The following is a 14,826-nucleotide window of genomic DNA, read 5'->3' as shown; positions in this document are numbered from 1 at the left end:
AGTTTAAAGTTGTGAGGTTTTTCATTTTATTTCTTGTAGTACTTCTTATACTTGGGCAGCGCGATCAATGCGAATATAATTATCCCAACTGCTATTCCGATGGATTTATTCAAGTTTAGAATGTTATCTCCACTTGCGTAACTATGCAATCCTGATAGCCAGAAATTCACCCCAAAATACGTCATCATAATACTTCCATAAGCTAAGATCGACATCAGGTTAAACAACCATTTGCTTCTTAAACCAGGAACTAAACGCATGTGGATCACAAAAGCGTAGATCATAATACTAATCAGCGCCCAGGTTTCTTTTGGGTCCCAACCCCAATAACGACCCCAACTCTCATTTGCCCATTGTCCTCCTAAGAAGTTACCAATTGTAAGCATTACAAGACCTACTGTTAGTGACATTTCGGTGATGATCATGAGCTCATCTACATTGAGCTTCATGCGTTTTTTATTATTTTCTGTGGTAACTATCATGAGTAAAAGCGTCACGATACCTAAGATCATCCCTAAAGTAAACGGACCATAACTTGCCACGATCACAGCTACGTGAATCATTAACCAGTAACTATCAAGCACAGGTTGCAGGTTTGCGATCTCTGGATTCAGCCAGTTCATACTCGCACCCCACAAAATAAATCCTGCTACAAATGCTGTACTTGCAATGGTAAGCGAACTCTTCCTACCGAATGCTAAACCAAAGAACATCGTTGCCCAGCCTACATATAAAATACTTTCATAAGCGTCACTCCACGGCGCATGCCCAGAAAGATACCAGCGCCAGATCAATCCTGCTGTATGTAATGCAAAAAGAAGGATCACAGCTGCCGTAGAAAGCCAAACCATGCTCTTTATAAACTTGTTATCTTTAAAGATACGGGTGATCACAAAAATGAACATCACCACACTTGCAAGAAGATATAACCAGTATAACTTCGTGAAAATATCGTGTTTATTGTAGTAGACCTCAGCGTCAATTTTGCTTTGGCTAGGCATTACCTCGCCACCATAATTCTTTTGATATTTTTTAATGCCTTCCATCCAGCGGTCTGCGCCAGAGTAATCTCCCGTAGCATTACCTTTCTGAACGGCATTAAAATATAATTGAAGTACATTTTTCACAAAAAGCGAATCGTTACCTTTAATTCCTGCAGTGCCAAGTTCTGGGTAAGAAACCCATTTGTTATTCGGGCTGTTTGGGATAGGGAAAATCTTTAATATCTCGCCACTTAACGCACGATCTAACAATGCAAGACGCTCTGCAATATCAATAAAGTCTTTATCGAAGTTATTTTTAGCTTCCGCTTGATACGCTTCTTGTAAATATGGAGCGATCTTTAGATTTCCTTGCGCATCGATAAAATCAAGAAGACGCACATATTTTTGACCTTTCGGCACACCAATGATCCCGCGAATGCTGTCATTTGCTGGTTTTAAGTAAATAAAATCTGTATTTACCCAAAGCATCGGACTTTGAACCATGCTATACAGTGCTTGATCCGCATTCAATCCTTGATATTTATCACTGCGGCTTAGCTTTCGCATCAGCTTACTTGAGAAAGTATTTACCGGCATCATACGCCCACGATCATCCTGAATAACCAACTTACCAAATTCAGCGGCCTTATCTTCTGGAATTCTCGTTGCTTGTATCAAACTATCCACATTCGCACGACTTATCATCGTATGTGATTCTTCTTCCTCAGCGCGTGTAAACTGCCCGGGAATCAGACTTTCCTCCGAGTGCGCCTCATTAACCACAGTGGTGTTACCATTCTCAACAATTACCTCTTGCTCCTGCGCTGTTATGTTTTGGCTTAAGCCAAATAAAATCAATAATAACGGCAGTGCTGCTTTTTTAGCTTTTACTTTATCTAATCTTCTTTTTAAGAATCCGAAGCGGCTTCCTTTGTCAAAAAGGATTAGCATTAAACCAAGGTAAAGTAGAAAATAACCTGCATACGTGATCCAGGTTCCCCAGCGATCATGATTTACCGAAAGTACAGTTCCCAACTCATCTGGATCAAAACTCGCCTGAAAGAATCTATAGCCTTTGTGATCTAAAACGTGATTCATGAAAATATCATAATCAAATTGCTCCTGCTCGCTGTCTATTACGGTGATCTCACTTTTGTAAGATGAATACACCTTCTCTGTTCCTGGATATTTATCTGCGATAAAGTCGTTAAGTTTTAAAGCAAAAGGAAGTTCAACAGGTTCGCTTCCATACGCAAGGTGAATTGAAAGATCACCAAGCTCAATAGACTCCATATCTGGATTAAAACCTTTACCGCCCAGAAGTCCTACCGTTTCTGTTTGGCCTTGAGCCGTAACATTTACAAAAAGCGCATCTGCCTGTCCTTTAGTTTTTGGGAAAGCCTCCACAATTCCGTTTGTACCACGAATCGCAGGTTCTGGAATCACAAATTGCATATCGCCCACTTGATAAAGAGCACGCAGCTTAAGTTCTTGCAAAGAATCTTGCGCGACTTGAAATGTTTCTTGAGTAGCCATCACAGTCGTCTGACCAGCAAAAGGAGACTTTATAGTGTAATCTCCATCTGCATACGTGATATTAATCGCACCTTCTTGCGCATAATTCAATGTGAAAAGCACATTGTGAATGTCGCTTACTTGCCCTTCTTGTATGTAATGCTCATGACGATTACCGTCACCAGCTTCAACGATTTTTAATTGGTATTTACCTTCAGTATCTTCAATAAGACCTTCTTCTGCACCGTCAATAAATTTGCTATATGAGATCGAAACCGGGATAGTGTCAAATTCTGTCTCAATAGTAAACTCATTATCTAAGCGTGTTGATAGATTCATTTCCCATTTTTGATTGCGACGCATCGGGTTACCGTCTCGTTCACCATCTATAAAAATGCGTAAATATGTTTCTTCACTAAGAAAAGTGTTTTCAGTTGCACCTTCTCTAATAGGCATAATTCCTTCAAAACCTATGTAACGTGTTATCGCCGCTCCCACGATGATAAGTATAAAAGCAAGGTGCAAAACTAGCGTGCTCCATTTGTCTTTTTTCCAGAGTTGGTAGCGCTTAATATTTCCTAAAAAGTTAACTACAAATAACACATGAATAAGTTCAAACCACCATGCGTTATAAATGATTTCTCTGGTGTAAGGAGTAGGTGAAGTTTCTTGACCTGCATCTAGAATTGTACCTGTCGCCATCGCCACTGCATAGACGATAAAAAGTATTGCCATTAAGCGTGTGGAGAACAGGATTTCGGCTAAACGTTTTTGCATTATAAAAGGTGCTTATTTTGCTGGCGCGAAGATACGACACGCAAGACCATTAAGAAAGTTTTTAGAAAGGTTTCAACCCTGCTTCTGCCTTGGCAATTTTACTTACTTTTGAACCCGTGATCGGGATCTCTATCATAGGCACAGGAAATGTTGCAACACAGCTTGCAAATGCTATCGCAAAATCGCCACTTTTAAGGCTAGATTGTGTGTATGGACGTAGTGAAGTAAAGCTTGAATCTTTTAAAAAAATTACCTCAACCAAAACTTCACTTGATAATATGCAAAATACTGGTTTACTTGTTTTTGCAATTCAAGACGATGCGTTAAAAAGCATGACTGACAAAATTGCAGTGGGCGATATTCTCACCGTTCACACCTCTGGCAGTGTGAGCGTGAACGTTTTTAAAAAATATGAGCGTTATGGTGTGTTTTATCCTTTGCAAACCTTTACCGCTGGACGCGAAATTGACGTAGAAAAAATTCCGTTTTGCCTTGAGGCGAAAAATAAAAAGGACCTAGATATCCTTAAAAATGTCGCTGGAGCTTTGGGCGCAAATCACTATGAAGTGAATAGTGAACAACGTGCCAAATTACACCTTGCTGCCGTGTATGCAAACAACTTTGTAAATAGTATTTTGGCGGAAGCCAAAAAGCTATCTGAAAAAGCAAATTTGCCCTTTGAAATTTTGCAACCCTTAGTGGAAGAAACGGTAAAAAAAGGTTTTGAACTAGGACCAAAAAATGCACAAACCGGCCCGGCAAGAAGAGGTGATCATGAGGTCTTAAAAAAGCAAATAGACGCTTTAGATCTTGATCAAAAAGAACTGTATAAAACACTAACAAATTCTATATTGAAACGCTATGAGCGAGAAGAGTTATAAAGAATATTTAAAGCATATCACAACATTTGTTTTTGACGTTGATGGCGTGCTTACTGATGGTACGATACAAATTAACACAGATGGCGAAATGTTGCGCACCATGCACACAAAAGATGGTTATGCGTTAAAAACTGCCTTGAACGAAGGTTTTAATATCTGTATAATTTCTGGCGGTAAGAACAAGGGTGTTCGCGCTCGCTTAAGCGGACTAGGAATTACTGATATCTATCTGGGCGCTCACATAAAAACAGAGCAGCTTAATGAGTATTTTAAAAATCACGACATTAAGGCTGAGAATGTTTTGTACATGGGTGACGATATCCCAGATTATCCTGTAATGAAAATGGTAGGCTTACCATGTTGCCCGCAAGATGCTGTGAAAGAGATCAAAGAAATCTCAAAATACGTAAGCCACAGAAAAGGTGGTAAAGGTTGTGTGCGCGACGTGATAGAACAAGTGCTAAAAGTACAAGGCAAGTGGATGCGAGAATTTGACGCGCAATACGATTAAAAACACCTCATTGGATTTTGCCGAAAAAATAGCAAACCTCATCAAGGGCTACTTTCATATAATAGCCCTTTATATCATTTATGGACTAGCGATAAGCTTCTTCTCGCAATTCTTCCCATCTATGGACACGTCCATGTATGATCAAGAAGGCATTGCAGAACTTATTACTAGCAATCCACTAAAAGCCGGATTTATGATCTTGATCCTCGCTCCTGTTCTAGAAGAGGCGATGTTCAGGACGTTGATTAAGCCTAGTCATTTTGATCTAATGTTGTTTTTTGCGATCTGGCCCACGGTTTTGATCAATGGATTTATCCCCTCAGAAACTCACTGGACGATCAATGCGCTCTTTATTATTGTATTGCTTTTTACACTCAGTTATGTTCTCTCACTGCTCATCCCTGAGAAATACACTTTGAAGATCAGAGCTTTTTTAGAGCGGTTTCATATTTCGATTTGGGTGGTGAGTTCTGTGATTTTTGGGCTAGTTCATATCTCCAATTATGTGGATAGTTTCACCTTTAATTTAGCATTGTTCATTCTTACTGCACCACGCATCATCGCCGGTTTTATGATGGGCTGGGTTAAGATCAAGAACGGCGCAATTTACTGGAGCATGGCATTGCATTTTATGAATAATGCACTTCCATTTCTACTAGCGCTCGCGGCACAGGGTCAGCGATAATTTGGCTGCAGCCAAAAGAAAAAATCAATAATTCTACTTCTCACTGTTGATCTTACAACTCCATTTTCAATTTTTTCGTTAACCAAATATTATGTGAAAATGTGCATTTTTTACTTGTAAAATATTAATAAGGGTTAAAGTTGGTTAAGTGAGAATTAAAGTTCAATGAATGGCTGAAGTCGGTTATTACTTTTGATGCAAATCAAAAATATTATGACTTTAAACTTACCCCGAAAATTCAAATTTATTATTACCGCTTTTTCATCTATCGCCCTAGCAACGGCGTGTTCTTCTGATAATGCAAATGACAACACGAATAACGCTGGTGCGATCTCATCTGTTGGCGATATGCAAGTTCAGCCGATAGAAGGCCAATATATCGTAGTTTACACAGACGATATGAAAGCTGAGTACGACAGTCAAAACATGAATTATGACGATGGTATTGAGTGGCTTTTTGAAACCACAAACTCTATAATGGATGAGCTAGATCTACCAATTCTTAATGAAAAAGCGGTTTTTGGTAACGCACTTACCGGTTTTGTGGCAAATATTACTGCAGAAGAAGCTGCGATGCTAAGCAATGATGATCGTGTAGCATATGTTTCTCAAGATTATATTATGGGGTATTCTCCGTTTTCATTTGGAGACCTTTTTGGTAACTCACCTTCTCAAAGAGTTCCTTATGGTACAGAACGTGTAGGTTTAGGCAACGGAACAGGAAAAACAGCCTGGGTTGTTGACACAGGGATCGATCTTGATCATGAAGACTTAAACGTAGATACTAACCGTAGCGTTTCTTTTGATGCAAATTCAATTACTGCTGATGACGATAATGGTCACGGTTCGCATGTGGCTGGTACGATAGGCGCAATTGATAATTCTTTTGGTTCTCGTGGTGTGGCTGCAAATGCAACGCTTGTAGCAGTAAAAGTGCTAACCTCTGATGGTAGCGGACAATTATCTGACGTAATCCAAGGTGTTGATTATGTTGCTGCAAATGCTAGCGCAGGCGATGTTATGAACCTTAGTCTTACAGGCGGAACTTTTAGACCTCTAGATGAAGCTGTAGCAAACACAGGACAACGCGGTATTTATGTAACTCTTGCGGCCGGTAACAGCAGCGATTCTGCGACGCAATATTCTCCTGCCAGAACAAATGCTACAAACGTTTATTCTGTAAGCGCAATAGATAGTAATGATGATTTTGCACGATTTTCAAACTTTGGTTCGCCAGTAGATTATGCTGAGCCGGGTGTTGATATTTACAGCACATCTTTAGACAATTCTTACGCAACATTAAGCGGCACATCAATGGCGGCGCCACATTTAGCCGGTGTTCTATTGATCACAAATGGTAATCCTAACACCAGCGGAACCGCAGACGAAGACCCTGACGGAAATGCAGATCCTATAGGTGTGCAATAATCAAGATCTTTTAAAATATCAAAAAGGCATAAGTTTTCTTATGCCTTTCTTTTTTTTGGCTACAGCCAAAATATCTTATCTCTTAAAAACAGGATCTTCAACTCTCTCTATTCCCACAATGATTCCGCTTCTTGGCGCTTTGATCAAATGAAAGTAAGTATCCTCAATCGCCTGGTTGTAGATATTTGCATTTACGCGATAGCTACTCTCGCCCATTATGAGATAATAATTTGTGCGTGAAGGATGATTCTCTGCTCCCGTTCTGCTCGTGTTTCCTGTATTTGAAAAATTAGCTCTTGTTACCTTTTGCGTGATGTATCCTTTTACTATTTCTGGTTTATTTTCTCTGAGGTCAAGAAATATCTTCCTCATAGAAAACATAAAGGCAATTAGCACAGCAATTGGTATCGCAACCGCACCTATCTTAAACAACAACGAACCCTGAAAAATATAAGCCGCTAGAAGAAAAAACGGCACGACAAGTACAACTGGGATCATAATGCATCCTCCGCTTCTTAATTTTCTGCGCTCTTGCTTAGTGTATCCTCGTATTACCATATTAATTAGTGTACTCAATAGTTTTCCAAATGGTCGAGATACAAGCTTTATCTGCAAAATCCTCAAATTCTACCACGCCTCTACCCTTTTTCACCACCATGATAACGATGAGTGAAGCAAGCTCTGGATTAGGATTTTCTAGGATCACGGTATTAATTAAATAGTCACCATCAAAAGTTCCACCAGGATTAGAAATTTTTCCATGCGATTGAAAAACGGGATACTTTTTACCGTCAAAGATTTTCATACCTAATTTAGGATCTTTCAGTGTGTATGCAGATGCAAAAAGCGTTTTTATAAACTCAAGCATACCTTTAGCATGCTCTTCAAAAGTTCCGCCATCATAAGTAAGATGACCTAGACTTAGCATTTCAACCTCTGTACCGTCTTCTTCTATCGCAAAATAATTATAGCTTTTATTATCCTTACCTTCTTCCGCCGGTCTTGCTTTTATATTTTCTGGATATTGTAAAGTGAAGTCTATTTCTGGCAGGTCAGCATTTTTGGCGTAAGCCTTATCCATTTTAAACTCCTTAAGCGCGCCACAATCTTTTGTGTTCAGTTTTTCTTTTTCTTGACACGATAAAGTGGTGAGTAAAAATAGGCTTAGTAAGAGTGTAATTGATCTCATGATTTTTATGTTTTGGTTTACACCAAATTTCTCACGAAATCACCGCACTTAAAATAGGGCAATTGCCGTAAAATTAGTCTGTGCTCTCAGCGATTTGCTTCATCGCATTATCTACCATTTCTTCTGGCGAATTTGTGATATCTAGATGAATGCCATAATCTGCTTGCTCTAGATCAGCAAATTGTGATTTGAGCATATCTGCTTTAAAATAATGGTTTTTACGGCTACTCATACGGTTAAAAATAGTCTCGTAAGAACCATCAAGAAATACAAAAGTCACATAATCTCTATTGAGCACTTCTCTGTATTTTTCTTTTAACGCAGAGCATGCGATCACACAACCGCCTTTTTTATGTTGCATATCAATAAGATCTGACAACGCTTCTAACCACGCTTTTCTATCCTGATCATTTAGTGGATGACCCGCAGCCATTTTATCAATATTCGCCTGTGGATGATAATCGTCGCCGTCAAAAAATGGGATGTTTAGCCTTTCGGCCAAAAGTTTACCTATTGTACTCTTACCGGATCCTGAAACACCAGCAGCTATATAAACGGCACTCATAGATCTAATTTTAAAGGGCTACGATCATTATCAGAACCTGGGATTTTAAGTGAAGTTCCTAATTGCGCATTCAGCTTCTTGATAAAATACGCCGATAGCAGCGGTGATTCTTTCTCTATATTCTGGTGAATGAAAAAATTAACTTGGTTAATTCCCTGATCACACCACATTGCAATGCGCTCAACCCATTTATCTAACCTGTCATAATCTGAAGGATGATTTGCTCCTACATAACGCACAAAAGCTTCACCATTTGTTAATCGCATGTGTAGTAGATCGCGTCTTCCTGCGGTGTCAACAATAATATTTGAGATATTGTTGTCTTCAAGGAGATCAAACAACTTTTCGGCGACAGCCTGCTCATTAAACCAATCTGTGTGTCTAAACTCTACCGCCAGCGGAACTTCCTTAGGCCAGTGCGCAACAAATGCTTCTACTCTATCAAAGTCCTTTGGTTTAAAATTATTGTGCATTTGTAAAAAGATCGTGCCCAGCTTTTCTTTAAGCAAAAGTGTGTGATCTAGATATTCATCCACACGTGGCGCAGCGTCAATAAGTCTCTTTAAATGACTAATGTTTTGTGTGATCTTAGGGAAAAATCTAAAATTTTCTGGCACTTTTTCTCGCCAGGTCTCGAACTGATCTTTAGGAAAAAGTCTATAAAATGTGGCGTTGAGCTCTATGCTATTAAACTGTTTTGAGTAATATCCTAACTCATCTTTTGTGCCTCGCGGATAAAAATTCTTCAGGTCTTGTTTATTCCATTTTGCGCAGCCCACAAAAATCCTAGGTTTCTTGCCGTCGTCATATTTTGCTAGTGCTCCCGCGGTATCTTTGTGATCTGCTGGCAGTGTGAAATCTACAGTTTCTGGATGCTCAACTTTACCAAATTTCATAGAATTTATTTTTGGTTGTAACCAAATATACCCTAATTATAACACACCTCAAGAGTATTTCATAATTTAGGCGCTGTATTTAAGCTATCTCAAAACAGATGAAAAGAATCGTTGCTTTTTTAATGCTATTGACAGTCGCAGTTTTTTCCGCGAAAGCGCAAACAGCTGAAGAAATCATAAACCGCTACATCCTTAATGTAGGCGGACAAACATGGGGCGAACTTGATGCCGTAAAAATGAAAGCGGTCTTAAAACAAAACGGTATAAATAGACCTATTACTATTTATCAAACGAAAGATGGCAAACAAGCGGTTACCACAAAGATCAATGGTGAGACGGTAACTCAACTTGCCTTTGACGGCCAGAATCTATGGCAAACCGACTTTAACAGTAAAAAACCTGTGCTTCTTTCTCCAGAGGAAACGCGCATTTTCATGGAATCTTTTCAGGATTTTCCTTCACCGTTTTACAAATGGCAAGAAAAAGGATATAAAGTAAAAAATCTAGGAACGGTTACTAAAGATGGTATTGAGACCTTCAAGATCTCATTAAAACAACCTTCTATCTACGTAGATGGAGAGGAAACTTCTACGATAAGCTATTTCTACTTTGAGAAGCAAAACTACATGCCTATCGTGATCGAAACGATCAAGGCAAACAAACCAGATATTATTTCGTTAGGTGATTTTAGATACTTAGAAGGTTTTTACTTCCCGTACAGTATTTCTCAAAATCTGTATCCTATTGCTATTAAAGAGATCCTGATCAATCCTGAGATCGATGAGAAGATCTTTAACTATCAGGATCCAGAAGAGAAAAAAGATTCTGAGTAATTAAATAGACATCTCAAAGCAAACGCTGTTCTCCACACCAGCGTATTGACCATAATTTTCTATGATCTTAAAGCCGTTCTTTTTATAAAGAGCAATTGCTTCTGGTTGGCGTATTCCCGTTTCAAGGATGCAGCGCTTGTAGCCTAATTCTTTTGCCCATTTTGTAAGTTCGGCAAGGAGTTGTGATGCTAAACCTTTGCCTCTACTTTCAGGAGTGGTGTACATGCGTTTTACTTCCGCGGAAGCGTAATCAAAGCGCTTGATCGCTCCACAAGCCACAGCTTTGCCATCCTCATAAAATACTACGGCATATTTTATAGATTCAATACCATTATACTGATTATAGAAAGCGTGTTCATCACCATCGCGTATTGCAAGATCAGCATCAAGTTTAGCTACCAGAGCTTTAAAATCTGTGTTTGTGGCGTCTGTTCGTAATATTTTTTTCATGGTTTTCACCAAAAGTGGATCGCCTGCTAAATTAATGAAGTCTTAGCTTTTTTTCACATTTCCTTATCAACAATGGGGCGGTTTTAAATCTAAATTTGAATACCATGACAATCTCTGAAGACAATCTAGAAGAATTACTCACCAGCCCAGAAGAGGCTGCTCGCCTCGCCGATCTTATTTATGTTACACCGTCACACCTCACCATTGAGCGTAAAAAACACGGTAGAGGTTTCCGCTATTTACATAAAGGTAAGTCACTGCAAGGAAAACGTATTTTAAAACGTATTAAAGGTCTAGTGATCCCGCCTGCGTGGCAAAATGTTAGGATCGCTGAGCCAGCAAATGGTCATATACAAGCCGTGGGACGCGATGATAAAGACCGCAAGGTGTATCTCTATCACGAGACTTGGAACAAGCTTAGAAACGAGACTAAATTCTTCAAATTAGCTTCATTTGCTAATGTGTTGCCGCAGATAAGAAAACAGGTTGACAACGACCTTGACGCTAGCGAAATGTCAAAGCGCAAAGTGCTAGCGCTCGTTATTAGATTGATGGAAGAAACACACATACGCGTAGGTAATTCTTGCTATGCAAAACGCAACAAAACCTACGGACTGTCTACATTGCGCACACGTCATTTAAAAACCACAGAGAGCGGATTGCGATTTAAATTCGTAGGTAAAAAAGGCAAAGAACATGATATTGCGATCCTTGATGAACAACTTGTAGAACTTGTGAATCAATGTGAAGAAATCCCAGGATGGCAGCTTTTTCAGTTTTATGATGAAAACGGAAATAAAGATGTTGTAGACAGCACCATGATCAACGATTACATCCATGAATTAAGTGGCGATATGTTCTCTGCAAAAGACTTTAGAACCTGGGGCGCGACAAAGATATTTTTTGAAGCTTTACGCGAAATGGACTATCCTGAGGAAGAAAAGCTCAAGGAGAAGAATATGATTAAAGCTTATGACGCTTCGGCGGAAGCACTAGGAAACACAAGAACTGTGTGTCGCAATTACTACGTACATCCTGCCCTGCCTGAAAGATATATAGATGGTTCTATCCTACCGTACTTTGAGAAAGTAAAATCTACCGATTGTAAAAAAGGAGAATTACTATCGCAAACTGAGAAAGTGATCACAGAATTATTGAGTAACTACGAGGTAGAAATCTAGTCACACACTTTAACTTTACTACGCTTTAGGCTTACAAAGTTTTCTCATTCAATATGAGTAACTTTGCAAACTTGAAAAGAAAAATGGCCGAAACAGAAGAATTGATCGAGGTTTATGGTGCACGAGTGCACAACCTTAAGAATATAGATGTTAAGATTCCGCGAGAGAAGCTGGTTGTAATCACCGGTCTTTCTGGTAGTGGGAAGAGTTCACTGGCTTTTGACACCATTTATGCAGAAGGTCAGCGGCGATATATTGAGACCTTTTCGGCGTATGCCAGACAATTTTTAGGAGGATTAGAGCGCCCAGATGTAGATAACATTCAGGGGCTTTCTCCTGTGATCGCTATTGAACAAAAAACTACAAGCCGCAGCCCACGCAGTACTGTGGGAACTATTACAGAAATTTATGATTTTCTCCGTTTACTTTATGCTCGTGCAAGCGATGCTTATAGTTATGAAACGGGCGAAAAAATGGTGAGTTATAGCGATGAGCAGATCAAAGATCTTATTCTTGAAGATTATGCTGGTAAACGCGTTAATATTCTGGCGCCTGTAATTAGAAGTAGAAAGGGTCATTATCGTGAACTTTTCGAATCTATCGCAAAACAAGGTTTTGTAAAGGTGCGTGTAGATGGTGAGATACTAGATATCACAAAAGGTATGAAAGTAGATCGCTATAAAACGCATGATATTGAGATCGTGATCGACCGTCTTAAGATCGAAGATAGCAAAGACATGACAAAACGTTTGCTAGAGACGATCAATACAGCGATGTATCACGGTGAAGATGTACTTATGGTGATTGACCATGATAGTGGCGATGCGCGATTCTTCAGTAGAAGTTTAATGTGTCCTACTTCTGGGATTTCTTACCCTAATCCAGAACCTAATAATTTTTCTTTTAACTCGCCAAAGGGTGCTTGCCCTACTTGTAACGGTATTGGTGAACTACGCGTTGTAAACGTAGATAAGATCATTCCTGATCCTAATAAATCTATTGCCGCTGGTGGACTTGATCCTCACGGACCGCAGAAGAAAAACTGGATCTTTAAACAGCTCGATCTCATCGCGCAGCGTTTTGGCTTTAGCCTAAATGACCCAATTAAAGATATCCCGAAAGAAGCTATGGAGATCATTCTTCATGGTGGCAATGAGCGTTTTGAAGTTGAATCAAAATCGCTGGGAATCACGAGAGATTATAAAATAGATTTTGAAGGTGTTGCAACTTTTATAGAAGGCACTTACAACAATAATGATTCTGCTTCTTTAAAGCGCTGGGCAAAGGCGTACATGGATAAGGTGTCATGCCCAGACTGTGAAGGTTCGCGATTGAGAAAGGAGTCGCTTTATTTTCGTGTAAACGAAAAAAGTATCGCTGATCTCGCAAGCATGGATATCATTGATCTGGCTGAATGGTTTAAAAACCTGCCAGAGTCGCTTAGCGATAAACAAATGGCCATTGCTGGCGAAATCCTGAAAGAAATTAATTCTCGCATCAGCTTTTTAATAGATGTTGGGCTTACTTATCTTACTTTAAATAGAAGTTCTAAATCACTTTCGGGTGGTGAAGCACAACGTATACGACTAGCGACGCAGATAGGTTCGCAACTTGTGGGCGTTCTTTATATTCTTGATGAGCCAAGCATTGGTTTACACCAAAGGGACAACGAGAAGTTGATAAACTCTCTAGAATCACTTCGTGATATTGGTAATTCTGTGATTGTTGTAGAACACGATAAAGACATGATCTTGCGTGCAGATCACGTGATCGATATTGGCCCGAAAGCTGGTAAACATGGTGGCGAGATCATAAGCGAAGGCAGCCCCGCAGATCTGGAGAAGCAAGAGACGCTTACAACCGCTTACTTAACCGGAAAACAAGAGATCGCAATACCAGAAGAGCGTCGCAAAGGAAATGGCAAAAAAATATCGCTTAAAGGCGCTACCGGAAATAACCTTAAAAATGTAAGCGTTGATTTCCCATTAGGAAAAATGATCGTGGTTACTGGTGTTTCAGGAAGTGGGAAGTCTACTTTGATCAATGAGACGCTCTACCCTATTATGAACGCGCATTACTTTAATGGTGTAAAAGTTCCTAAGCCGTATAAAAGTATTTCTGGACTGGATAACTGTGATAAAGTGATCGATATTAATCAATCGCCTATTGGTAGAACTCCACGTTCTAATCCTGCTACATATACAGGTGTTTTTGGCGAGATACGTAGTTTATTTGCTAAGATCCCAGAAGCGATGATACGTGGTTATAAACCGGGACGCTTCAGCTTTAACGTAGCTGGTGGTCGTTGCGAGACTTGTAAAGGTGGCGGTCTGCGTGTGATTGAGATGAACTTCTTGCCAGATGTTTATGTAGAATGCGAAACCTGCCAAGGCAAGCGTTTTAACCGCGAAACGTTAGAAATTCGCTATAAAGGAAAATCTATCGCTGATGTTCTAGAAATGACGATCAACGAAGCTGTTGATTTCTTTGAACATATCCCGAAGATCTATCGCAAGCTTAAAACAATTAAAGATGTGGGACTGGGATATATTTCTCTTGGTCAGCAATCCACAACACTTTCTGGTGGTGAAGCGCAGCGCATAAAATTAGCGACAGAACTCTCTAAACGCGATACAGGAAATACGTTCTACATTCTAGACGAACCTACAACAGGTTTACACTTTGAAGACATCAGAGTTTTAATGGACGTTCTCAATCGCCTTGTAGATAAAGGAAACACCATTCTCATCATTGAGCACAACATGGATGTGATCAAGATGGCAGACCACATCATAGACATTGGATATGAAGGTGGTAAAGGCGGTGGTGAGCTTATCGCGAAAGGAACTCCCGAAGAAATAATAAAGAAGAAACGTAGTTATACTGCTCAATTCTTAGCAAAAGAGTTATCTTAGACTCCTTTTGCTTATAA

At 39.6% G+C, this 14,826-nt stretch carries 13 protein-coding genes; 7 read left to right on the top strand and 6 right to left on the bottom strand.

What is annotated here, in order from left to right; all coding sequences use genetic code 11:
* Positions 1-26 precede the first annotated feature (26 nt).
* Positions 27-3,275: a cytochrome c biogenesis protein gene (locus tag ACZ5L8_RS04235; RefSeq protein ID WP_464440038.1), complete on the bottom strand. Its 3,249-nt coding sequence runs from the start codon at positions 3,273-3,275 to the stop codon at positions 27-29.
* Positions 3,276-3,364: 89 nt separating this feature from the next.
* Here ACZ5L8_RS04235 and ACZ5L8_RS04230 point away from each other — a divergent pair, with 89 nt between their 5' ends.
* The 4 genes from ACZ5L8_RS04230 to ACZ5L8_RS04215 all read left to right on the top strand — a co-directional run bounded on the left by ACZ5L8_RS04230 (position 3,365) and on the right by ACZ5L8_RS04215 (position 6,780).
* Positions 3,365-4,156, top strand: a complete 792-nt coding sequence (locus ACZ5L8_RS04230) for a Rossmann-like and DUF2520 domain-containing protein (protein ID WP_464440036.1) — start codon at positions 3,365-3,367, stop codon at positions 4,154-4,156.
* A complete protein-coding gene (locus ACZ5L8_RS04225) occupies positions 4,137-4,667 on the top strand; it encodes a KdsC family phosphatase (protein ID WP_464440034.1) in 531 nt (176 codons plus the stop codon). Before ACZ5L8_RS04230 ends, ACZ5L8_RS04225 begins: the two co-directional genes overlap by 20 nt.
* 10 nt (positions 4,668-4,677) lie before the next feature.
* On the top strand, positions 4,678-5,352 hold the full coding sequence (locus tag ACZ5L8_RS04220) for a CPBP family intramembrane glutamic endopeptidase (RefSeq protein ID WP_464440033.1): 675 nt from the start codon (positions 4,678-4,680) through the stop codon (positions 5,350-5,352).
* A gap of 213 nt (positions 5,353-5,565) precedes the next feature.
* On the top strand, positions 5,566-6,780 hold the full coding sequence (locus ACZ5L8_RS04215; RefSeq protein WP_464440031.1) for a S8 family serine peptidase: 1,215 nt from the start codon (positions 5,566-5,568) through the stop codon (positions 6,778-6,780).
* 75 nt (positions 6,781-6,855) lie between these two features.
* Here ACZ5L8_RS04215 and ACZ5L8_RS04210 read toward each other — a convergent pair whose 3' ends face one another.
* The 4 genes from ACZ5L8_RS04210 to ACZ5L8_RS04195 form a co-directional block, all read right to left on the bottom strand.
* Positions 6,856-7,356 (bottom strand): hypothetical protein, encoded by a 501-nt coding sequence (locus ACZ5L8_RS04210; protein ID WP_464440029.1) that lies wholly within the window; start codon positions 7,354-7,356, stop codon positions 6,856-6,858.
* Positions 7,340-7,969: a hypothetical protein gene (locus ACZ5L8_RS04205; protein ID WP_464440028.1), complete on the bottom strand. Its 630-nt coding sequence runs from the start codon at positions 7,967-7,969 to the stop codon at positions 7,340-7,342. The genes ACZ5L8_RS04210 and ACZ5L8_RS04205 overlap by 17 nt, the downstream gene beginning before the upstream one ends.
* Positions 7,970-8,042: 73 nt before the next feature.
* A complete protein-coding gene (locus ACZ5L8_RS04200) occupies positions 8,043-8,534 on the bottom strand; it encodes a gluconokinase (protein ID WP_464440026.1) in 492 nt (163 codons plus the stop codon).
* Entirely contained in the window at positions 8,531-9,430 is a 900-nt protein-coding gene (locus ACZ5L8_RS04195) for a DUF72 domain-containing protein (RefSeq protein ID WP_464440024.1), read from the bottom strand. The genes ACZ5L8_RS04200 and ACZ5L8_RS04195 overlap by 4 nt, the downstream gene beginning before the upstream one ends.
* Positions 9,431-9,528: 98 nt before the next feature.
* Between ACZ5L8_RS04195 and ACZ5L8_RS04190 the strand changes: the two genes are divergently transcribed.
* Complete coding sequence (locus ACZ5L8_RS04190) at positions 9,529-10,263, top strand: hypothetical protein (protein WP_464440022.1); 735 nt, start codon at positions 9,529-9,531, stop codon at positions 10,261-10,263.
* Here ACZ5L8_RS04190 and ACZ5L8_RS04185 read toward each other — a convergent pair whose 3' ends face one another.
* Positions 10,264-10,713: a GNAT family N-acetyltransferase gene (locus ACZ5L8_RS04185; RefSeq protein WP_464440020.1), complete on the bottom strand. Its 450-nt coding sequence runs from the start codon at positions 10,711-10,713 to the stop codon at positions 10,264-10,266.
* 104 nt (positions 10,714-10,817) lie between these two features.
* On the opposite strand from ACZ5L8_RS04185, the gene ACZ5L8_RS04180 reads away from it, so the two are divergent.
* Positions 10,818-11,894 carry a DNA topoisomerase IB gene (locus ACZ5L8_RS04180; protein WP_464440019.1) on the top strand — a complete coding sequence of 359 codons (1,077 nt, stop codon included), beginning with the start codon at positions 10,818-10,820 and terminating at the stop codon, positions 11,892-11,894.
* An 83-nt stretch (positions 11,895-11,977) separates the two neighbouring features.
* Entirely contained in the window at positions 11,978-14,809 is a 2,832-nt protein-coding gene (gene uvrA / locus ACZ5L8_RS04175; RefSeq protein WP_464440017.1) for an excinuclease ABC subunit UvrA, read from the top strand.
* The last annotated feature ends 17 nt before the right edge of the window (positions 14,810-14,826 follow it).

This window comes from Leeuwenhoekiella obamensis (assembly GCF_055391795.1).
The sequence above is the reverse complement of the archived record's forward strand: the minus strand, read 5'-3'. Positions and strand labels throughout refer to the sequence as shown.

Excerpts from the sequence above, each read along its gene's own strand:
- ACZ5L8_RS04235 (WP_464440038.1), bottom strand. The coding sequence starts at position 3,275 with ATGCAAAAACGTTTAGCCGAAATCCTGTTCTCCACACGCTTAATGGCA.
- ACZ5L8_RS04225 (WP_464440034.1), top strand. The coding sequence starts at position 4,137 with ATGAGCGAGAAGAGTTATAAAGAATATTTAAAGCATATCACAACATTT.
- ACZ5L8_RS04215 (WP_464440031.1), top strand. The coding sequence starts at position 5,566 with ATGACTTTAAACTTACCCCGAAAATTCAAATTTATTATTACCGCTTTT.
- ACZ5L8_RS04205 (WP_464440028.1), bottom strand. The coding sequence starts at position 7,969 with ATGAGATCAATTACACTCTTACTAAGCCTATTTTTACTCACCACTTTA.
- ACZ5L8_RS04200 (WP_464440026.1), bottom strand. The coding sequence starts at position 8,534 with ATGAGTGCCGTTTATATAGCTGCTGGTGTTTCAGGATCCGGTAAGAGT.
- ACZ5L8_RS04195 (WP_464440024.1), bottom strand. The coding sequence starts at position 9,430 with ATGAAATTTGGTAAAGTTGAGCATCCAGAAACTGTAGATTTCACACTG.
- ACZ5L8_RS04190 (WP_464440022.1), top strand. The coding sequence starts at position 9,529 with ATGAAAAGAATCGTTGCTTTTTTAATGCTATTGACAGTCGCAGTTTTT.
- ACZ5L8_RS04185 (WP_464440020.1), bottom strand. The coding sequence starts at position 10,713 with ATGAAAAAAATATTACGAACAGACGCCACAAACACAGATTTTAAAGCT.
- ACZ5L8_RS04180 (WP_464440019.1), top strand. The coding sequence starts at position 10,818 with ATGACAATCTCTGAAGACAATCTAGAAGAATTACTCACCAGCCCAGAA.
- uvrA (WP_464440017.1), top strand. The coding sequence starts at position 11,978 with ATGGCCGAAACAGAAGAATTGATCGAGGTTTATGGTGCACGAGTGCAC.